A 7305-nucleotide genomic window follows, 5' to 3' on the forward strand; every position below is an offset into this window, starting at 1 on the left:
TCTACGTCATCGGTCGGCTGTGACCGCAGCCTTGCGCCGGAGGTAGAGCCAGGCCAACACGGCGCACACCACCCCGTTGAGGATGCCGAACAGGATGTCGGTCACGTGGTGCGCGCCCCGGTAGAGCCGTGCGTACGCGACGAACGCCGGGGCGAGGACGCACCACGTGACCGCCAGTCGGCGCACGAGCGGGTTGTCGATCCGCGTCGCCATCAGTCCCAGGGCCACGTACAGCGCCGTCGAGGCACCGACGTGCCCGCTCGGGAAGCTCGACGTCGGAGGAGTCGGGTCGAGTCGCTCCACGGTCGGCCGGGCGCGGCCGACGACGTGGGTGGCGATGACGAACACGGTGGCCTGGAGGCTGATCGCGATGCCGGGCACCACGGCGTACCACCACTGCTTCGTGCGCCACCAGACCAGGCCGATGACGATGAGGCACACGGCGATGACGTACTCGGTGTTGCCGATCGAGGACATCAGGTGGGTGATCGAGTTCCAGAGCCCGTCGCGTGCGTCCTGGAACTCGCGGTTGATCTGCTTCTCGTCCTCCGAGAGCTCGAACAGCGGGCCCTTGAGCAGGTAGCCGAACCCGATGATGACCGCGAGCAGGGCGGTCGCTGGAAGCACGGCCCGCACCCCGAGGTCACGCAGCGCGGCCTTGAGTGTCGGCCGGCTCTGGTCGTCGTCCCACCGAGTGAGGAACCCCATCACTGACCCTCCTGTCGTCGGTAGCCAGCGTAGGAGGCCAGCACCAGGCCGACCCCGGTGATGACGCCGACGGTCACGTCTGAGGGGAAGTGCACCCCGAGCAGGACGCGGTCGGATGCCGTGACCGTCACCATCGCGACCGCCGCCGTGACGGCGACGACTCGTGACGCCGTCGACCGGAGCAGCGGCCAGAGGAGGAGCACGACGATCGTTGCCCACGCGGCCGAGTTCAGGGCGTGGCCGGAGGGGAAGGAGTAGCCGGGGCTGGTCGACACCGGGTCCTCGAGCACCGGGCGAGCCCGCTGGAACAGGTACTTGGCGCCGAGCCCCACCATCCACGCGAGCATCATCGTGATGAAGGCCCACGCGGCCCGGGTGCGCAGGCCCTTGGCCAGCCAGGCCCACAGGCACAGGGCGGTGCCGACCAGGTAGAGCTTGAACGGCTGGGTCAGCTCCTGCCAGCGCACGAGGAAGTCGGTCAACCCCTCGCGCGGGCGCGTGTACGCGGTGGCCCGCTCGATGATGGCGTCGTCGAGCCGGATGAGCGGGTCCCACTCGCTGCGCACGAGCAGCCCCACCCCGAAGAGCACGGCTGCGACGGGAAGGGCGTACGTGAGTGCGCGCACCAGCCGTTGTGCCCTCGTCGGTGGCGCAGGGGCAGTGAGGGTGTCATTCACTGGCTATGTCTACCCCGATCAGGTGCCTCCACGACCTCCGAGAGACAGACGAACTGCTCACCACCCGCCATCCTCGTGGGATGCTGGGGCCGCCATGGCCGAGCTGCACGTGACCTCAGCGTCCAACCCCCGACTCAAGGCCGTGCTGGCTCTGCGTCGCCGTCGGGTGCGCGAGGACGAGGGTCTGACCGTCGTCGACGGGTACGAGGAGCTGACCCTGGCGCTCGACGCCGGTGTGGTGCCCCGGACCGTGCTGCACTGCCCCGAGCTCATGCTCGACCCCGCCGCCCAGGGTGAGCTCGTGCAGCGGGCTCGGGACCTCGGGGCGTCGACGGTCCGGCTCAGCCGGGGAGCGTTCGAGAAGGTCGCCTACCGCGAGGGGCCGGACGGGTTCCTCGCCGTCGTCCCTGTGGCCGGGGTGGCGCTCGGTGACCTCGACCTGCCGCCCGACCCGCTCGTGCTCGTCTGCGAGGGCCTCGAGAAGCCGGGGAACCTCGGGGCCGTGCTGCGCACCGCGGATGCCGCGGGCGTCGCCGCCGTCGTCGCCGCCGACCCCGTCACCGACTGGGGCAACCCCAACGTCGTGCGGGCCAGCAAGGGCACGGTCTTCTCCGTCCCCGTCGCCTCCGCGACGATCGAGGAGGTCGTGGTGTGGTTGCGGCGCAACGGCATCCGACTCATCGCGACCACCCCCGACACCGACACCGCGCACACCGACGTCGACTACCGCGGCGGCGTCGCGATCGCGGTCGGCACCGAGAAGCAGGGCCTGACCGACGCGGCGCTGACGGCCGCGGACGCGCGGGTGCGCATCCCCATGGTGGGGCGGGTCAACTCCCTCAACGCGGCCACGGCGGCTGCCGTCGTCGTCTACGAAGCGGTGCGCCAGCGTTCCTCCTGAGGCGGGCGTGGTCGGTGTGACCGCCGGATGGTCACGCTCCTGTCACGGCGTCGGCGTGAGCCCGGCCTGTGTCAAGAGCACCCCTTCGCGTGTGCGACGATGAACGGCATGCGAGTTGACCACGTCGTCTATGCCGCCGAGCGCGACGGCCTCAAGGCCACGGCGCAGCGTCTCGCGGAGCAGATCGGGGTGACCCCGGTCGATGGGGGCATCCACCCGCGCTTCGGGACACGCAACATCATCCTTCCGCTCGCCCACGAGCGGTACGTCGAGGTCGTCGAGGTGCTCGACCACCCGGCCAGCGACAAGGCCCCCTTCGGCCAGGCCGTGCGTGCGCGTTCCGAGGCCGGCGGTGGCTGGCTCGGCTGGGTCGTGCAGGTCGACGACATCACCGAGCAGGAGTCCCGCCTCGGCCGCGAGGCCGTCGACGGCAACCGCCACCGTCCTGACGGCGTCGAGCTGCGCTGGCGCCAGCTGGGCATCAAGGGCCTGCAGTCCGACCCGCAGCTGCCCTACTTCATCGAGTGGGCGCAGGGGGTGCCGCACCCCTCGGGTGACGCCGCCACCGAGGTGACCATCGAGTCGCTCCAGATCGCCGGCGACCCCGACCGGGTGCGCGAGTGGCTCGGCCTGCCCGCCGACTCGACGTCGACGGTCATCGACTTCACGTTCGTCTCCCCGCACGGCACGCCCGGCCTCATGGCCGTCACGTTCGACACCCCGAACGGCGACGTCACCATCTGACCCGGTCGCGAGGGCTCTCTCAGCCCTCGCGCGACCAGCGGCGCAGCCGCAGGCTGTTGCTCACGACGAGCACGCTGGAGGCAGCCATGGCGCCCCCCGCGATCATCGGGTTGAGCAGCCCGGCCATCGCCAGCGGGATCGCCGCGATGTTGTAGCCGAAGGCCCAGCCGAGGTTCTGCTTGATCGTGCGCAAGGTCGCCCGGGACAGCTCGATCGCGTCGACGACGGCGGGTAGTTCGGAGCGCAGCAGCACGATGTCGGCCGAGTCCGCTGCGACGTCCGTGCCCGTCCCCATGGCGATGCCGAGGTCGGCCTGGGCCAGCGCCGCAGCATCGTTGACGCCGTCGCCGACCATCGCGACGACCTTGCCGCGCTTCTGCAGGTCGGCGATCATCGCGTGCTTGTCCTCGGGGCGGACGTCGGCGATCACCCGCCCGACCGGGATGCCGACGTCACGGGCCACGGTCAGGGCGGCCTGGTCGTGGTCACCGGTCAACAGGTAGGCCGGCAGGCCCAGTTCGGTGAGGTCGCGCACGGCCCGCTGCGAGCTGCGCCGCACCGTGTCGGCCACCGTGAGCGAGGCGTGGGCGCGCCCGCCCCAGCCGACCCAGACCGTCGTGCCGTCGACGGTGGGACGGGCGAGCTCCTGCGGCACGTCGTCGAACAGGTCGGCGCGCCCGACGGTGACCTCGGTGCCCTTGATGATCGCCCGTGCTCCGGCTCCCGGCAGCGACACGAAGTCGGTGGCGCGCGGAACGTCGATCGCACGACTGGCAGCGGCGGTGACGACTGCTCGGGCGACGGGGTGCTCGCTGCCCGCCTCGACGGCGGCTGCTGCTCGCAGTGCCTGGTCCTTGGGCAGGCGCCCGGCGGTTGCGACGTCGACGAGGGTCATCTCGCCGCTGGTGACCGTGCCGGTCTTGTCGAGCACGACGGTGTCGATGCGGCGGGTGTCCTCGAGGACGTCGGCACCCTTGATGAGGATGCCGAGGCGAGCGCCTCGCCCGGTGCCGACGAGGAGTGCGGTGGGCGTGGCCAACCCCAGGGCGCAGGGGCAGGCGATGACGAGCACGGCGATCGCGATCTCGAGGGCGCGTGCGGGGTCGCCGGTGCCGATCCACCAGCCGAGGAACGTCAGTACCGCGAGCACGAGCACGATCGGCACGAAGATCGCCGAGACCCGGTCGGCCAGGCGCTGGATGGGTGCCTTGGTCGTCTGCGCCCGCTCCACGAGCCGGGCGATGCCGGCCAGGGTGGTGTCGGCGCCGACCCGGGTGGCCTCGACGACGAGCCGGCCGGTGGTGTTGATGCTGCCGCCGACGAGGTCGTCGCCGATGGCGACGTCGACCGGCAGCGACTCGCCGGTGACGAGGGAGGCGTCGACGGCGCTGGAGCCCTCGACGACCCTGCCGTCGGTCGCGACCTTCTCGCCCGGGCGAACGACGAAGCGGTCACCGACGCCGAGCTGGTCGACGGGGATCCGCACCTCGGTCGTCGCCCGGGTCGTGGGGTCGACCCGCTCGACCGCGACGTCCTTGGCGCCGAGCGACATCAGGCCGCGCAGGGCATCGCGGGTGCGGTCCGTGGCGCGGGCCTCCATCCAGCGTCCGATGAGCAGGAAGGTGGTGACCACGGTGGCGGTCTCGAACCACAGGTGGGTGGTGCCAGCGGCATCCACGCCGTTTGTCGTGCCCATGTCGGCCATGGTGCTGGCGCGACCGGTGAGGACGACGACTGCCGACCACAGGTAGGCGGTGAGCACGCCGATCGACACGAGGGTGTCCATCGTCGAGGCGCCGTGGCGCGCGTTGAGGGCGGCTGCGCGGTGGAAGGGCCAGCCGGCCCACAGCACGACGGGGGTCGCGAGGACGAGCTGCACCCACGGGCTGGAGTCGAGGTGGATGCCGGGGACCATCGCCAGGATGACCACCGGGACGGTGAGCACCGCCGCGACGAAGGTACGCCGCTTCAGGGCGTCCTCGGGGGCGACGGCGTGGTCGAGGTGGTTCTCGTGCGTCCCCGAATCGACCAATAGGTCACTCGGGGTACGGGCCGATCCGCCGCCGGGCGTACCTGTACCGACCAATAGGTCACTCGGGGTTCGGGCCGACCCGGCGGCCTCCGGCTGGGGACCGCCGCGCACGACCTCGGCGCCGTAGCCGGTGGCGCGCACGGTGCGCAACAGGTCCTCGACGGTGACCGCCCCGGCGTAGCGCACGGTGGCCTTCTCGGTCGCGAGGTTCACCACGGCATCCACGCCGTCGAGCTTGCCGAGCTTCTTCTCGATGCGGGCCGAGCACGACGCGCAGGTCATGCCGGTGATGGCGAGGTCGACCTCGCGCACCTCGTCGTGGTCGTGCTGCGGGCGGTCGGTGGTCTGGGTCATGTCAGCTCCTCACCAGTCGCGCGATCGCGGCGGTGGCCTCGGCGACCTTGGCGGCGGCGGCCTCGTCGGACTCACGAGCGGCGTCGACGACGCAGTGCTCGATGTGCTCCTCGAGCAGGCCGAGGCTGACCGCCTGGAGGGCTCGGGTCACGGCGCTCACCTGGGTCAGGACGTCGATGCAGTACGCGTCGGACTCCACCATCCGCGCGATGCCGCGCACCTGCCCCTCGATGCGGCGCAGCCTCTTGAGATGGTCATCCTTGTGCCCCGCGTAGCCGGGGGCGACGGTGGTGGTGTGCTCGGTCATGTCCACCCCAACATGATACCCCTAGGGGGTATTCCCGGACGCCGCGTGGGCGAGGCAGGCCGTGCCGACGAGGGCGGTTCTCGCCTCGACGAGCCGGAGGCGCCCGAGGTCACCGCAGGTGGTCGACGAGCTCGGGTGCCAGCCCCACGTAGGTCGCCGGCGTCATCGCCGCCAAGCGCTCCTCGACCTCGGCCGGCAGCCCCAGTCCACGGACGAACTCCACGAGCTCGGCCTGCCCGATGCGCCGCCCGCGGGTCAGCTCCTTCAGCCGCTCGTACGGCTCCTCCATGCCGGGCACGCCCTGCGCCCCGAGGGCCCGCATCGCCGACTGGATCGGCTCGCCGAGCACCTCCCAGTTCGCGTCGAGGTCGGCGGCCATGGCGGCGGGTACGGCATCCAACCCCGCGAGCCCACGGGTGGCGTTGTCGATGGCGAGCAGGCTGTGCCCGAAGGCGGTGCCGATGTTGCGCTGCATCGAGGAGTCGGTGAGGTCGCGCTGGAGGCGGCTCTGCACGAGCGTGGCGCCGAGCACGTCGAAGAGCGCGTTGCTCACCTCGAGGTTGGCCTCGGCGTTCTCGAAGCGGATCGGGTTGACCTTGTGCGGCATCGTCGACGAGCCGACCGTGCCCTGGCCGCGCACCTGGGCGAAGTAGCCCATCGAGATGTAGGTCCACACGTCGGTGCACAGGTTGTGCAGCACGCGGTTGAACCGGGCGATGTCGGCGTAGAGCTCGCTCTGCCAGTCGTGGCTCTCGATCTGCGTCGTGAGCGGGTTCCACGTCAGGCCCAGGTGCTCGACGAACTCGCGGCTCACAGACTGCCAGTCGGCACCCGGCACCGCGGCGACGTGCGCCCCGTAGGTGCCGGTGGCGCCGTTGAGCTTGCCGAGGAACTCGGCGTCCTCGATGCGCGCGAGCTGGCGCTGGAGCCGCCACGCGAGCACGGCGAGCTCCTTGCCCATCGTCGTCGGCGTCGCGGGCTGGCCGTGGGTGTGGGCGAGCAGCGGCACGTCGCGCAGGTCAGAAGCCATCGTCGCGATCGCCTCGACGAGCGCCGTCGCCCGCGGCAGCCAGACCTCGGTCACCGCCCCCTTGACCATCACGGCGTACGACAGGTTGTTGACGTCCTCGCTCGTGCACGCGAAGTGGATCAGCTCGGCCAGACCGCGGTCGGCGTCATCGGGCGCGATCTGGGTGAGCCGCTTCTTCACGAAGTACTCGACGGCCTTCACGTCGTGCTGGGTGACCCGCTCGGTGGCGGCCATCTCGTCAATCTCGGCCGCACCGAACGTGCGCACCATCTCGCGCAGGCTCTCGATCTCGGATGCCGTGAGTCGCCGCACGCCGGGAACCACCTCACGCTCGGTGAGGTGGACCAACCACTCGACCTCCACGTGCACGCGGGCCCGGTTCAGGGCGGGCTCACTGAGGTGGTCGACGAGGGCGGCGACCGTCCCGCGGTAGCGCCCGTCGAGCGCGCCGAGCGCGATCGGGGGCTGGGCGTCGGCGAGCGAGGTCGAGGCGGCGAGGCTGCTCATGCGCTCAGTCTCCCAGAGCGGCGCGCACGTGCTCGACGATGCCCG

Annotated in this window: 7 protein-coding genes; 2 read left to right on the plus strand and 5 right to left on the minus strand. The window is 71.3% G+C overall.

Annotated elements, in window-relative coordinates:
• Positions 1–6: 6 nt before the first annotated feature.
• Both PLL68_RS01300 and PLL68_RS01305 read right to left on the minus strand, forming a co-directional pair.
• Positions 7–708: a phosphatase PAP2 family protein gene (locus PLL68_RS01300; protein WP_324530906.1), complete on the minus strand. Its 702-nt coding sequence runs from the start codon at positions 706–708 to the stop codon at positions 7–9.
• Positions 708–1385 (minus strand): phosphatase PAP2 family protein, encoded by a 678-nt coding sequence (locus PLL68_RS01305; RefSeq protein ID WP_324530908.1) that lies wholly within the window; start codon positions 1383–1385, stop codon positions 708–710. Before PLL68_RS01305 ends, PLL68_RS01300 begins: the two co-directional genes overlap by 1 nt.
• 94 nt (positions 1386–1479) lie before the next feature.
• Here PLL68_RS01305 and PLL68_RS01310 point away from each other — a divergent pair, with 94 nt between their 5' ends.
• Together PLL68_RS01310 and PLL68_RS01315 are read left to right on the plus strand one after the other, a co-directional pair.
• A complete protein-coding gene (locus PLL68_RS01310; protein ID WP_324530910.1) occupies positions 1480–2286 on the plus strand; it encodes an RNA methyltransferase in 807 nt (268 codons plus the stop codon).
• A 108-nt stretch (positions 2287–2394) separates the two neighbouring features.
• Positions 2395–3030: a VOC family protein gene (locus tag PLL68_RS01315; protein WP_324530911.1), complete on the plus strand. Its 636-nt coding sequence runs from the start codon at positions 2395–2397 to the stop codon at positions 3028–3030.
• 19 nt (positions 3031–3049) lie between these two features.
• On the opposite strand, the gene PLL68_RS01320 is transcribed toward PLL68_RS01315, so the two are convergent.
• The 3 genes from PLL68_RS01320 to purB form a co-directional block, all read right to left on the minus strand.
• Complete coding sequence (locus tag PLL68_RS01320; RefSeq protein WP_324530913.1) at positions 3050–5416, minus strand: heavy metal translocating P-type ATPase; 2367 nt, start codon at positions 5414–5416, stop codon at positions 3050–3052.
• Between the two features lies 1 nt (position 5417).
• On the minus strand, positions 5418–5723 hold the full coding sequence (locus PLL68_RS01325; protein ID WP_324530925.1) for a metal-sensitive transcriptional regulator: 306 nt from the start codon (positions 5721–5723) through the stop codon (positions 5418–5420).
• 109 nt (positions 5724–5832) lie between these two features.
• Positions 5833–7260, minus strand: coding sequence for an adenylosuccinate lyase (gene purB, locus PLL68_RS01330; protein WP_324530915.1), 1428 nt, complete (start codon positions 7258–7260; stop codon positions 5833–5835).
• Positions 7261–7305: the final 45 nt, after the last annotated feature.

The organism is Ornithinibacter sp., assembly GCF_035443565.1.
Lineage (GTDB): Bacteria > Actinomycetota > Actinomycetes > Actinomycetales > Dermatophilaceae > Fodinibacter.

What these genes read in the sequence shown, in the direction of transcription:
- PLL68_RS01300 (WP_324530906.1), bottom strand. Translation starts at nt 708, where the DNA reads ATGGGGTTCCTCACTCGGTGGGACGACGACCAGAGCCGGCCGACACTC.
- PLL68_RS01310 (WP_324530910.1), top strand. Translation starts at nt 1,480, where the DNA reads ATGGCCGAGCTGCACGTGACCTCAGCGTCCAACCCCCGACTCAAGGCC.
- PLL68_RS01315 (WP_324530911.1), top strand. Translation starts at nt 2,395, where the DNA reads ATGCGAGTTGACCACGTCGTCTATGCCGCCGAGCGCGACGGCCTCAAG.
- PLL68_RS01320 (WP_324530913.1), bottom strand. Translation starts at nt 5,416, where the DNA reads ATGACCCAGACCACCGACCGCCCGCAGCACGACCACGACGAGGTGCGC.
- PLL68_RS01325 (WP_324530925.1), bottom strand. Translation starts at nt 5,723, where the DNA reads ATGACCGAGCACACCACCACCGTCGCCCCCGGCTACGCGGGGCACAAG.
- purB (WP_324530915.1), bottom strand. Translation starts at nt 7,260, where the DNA reads ATGAGCAGCCTCGCCGCCTCGACCTCGCTCGCCGACGCCCAGCCCCCG.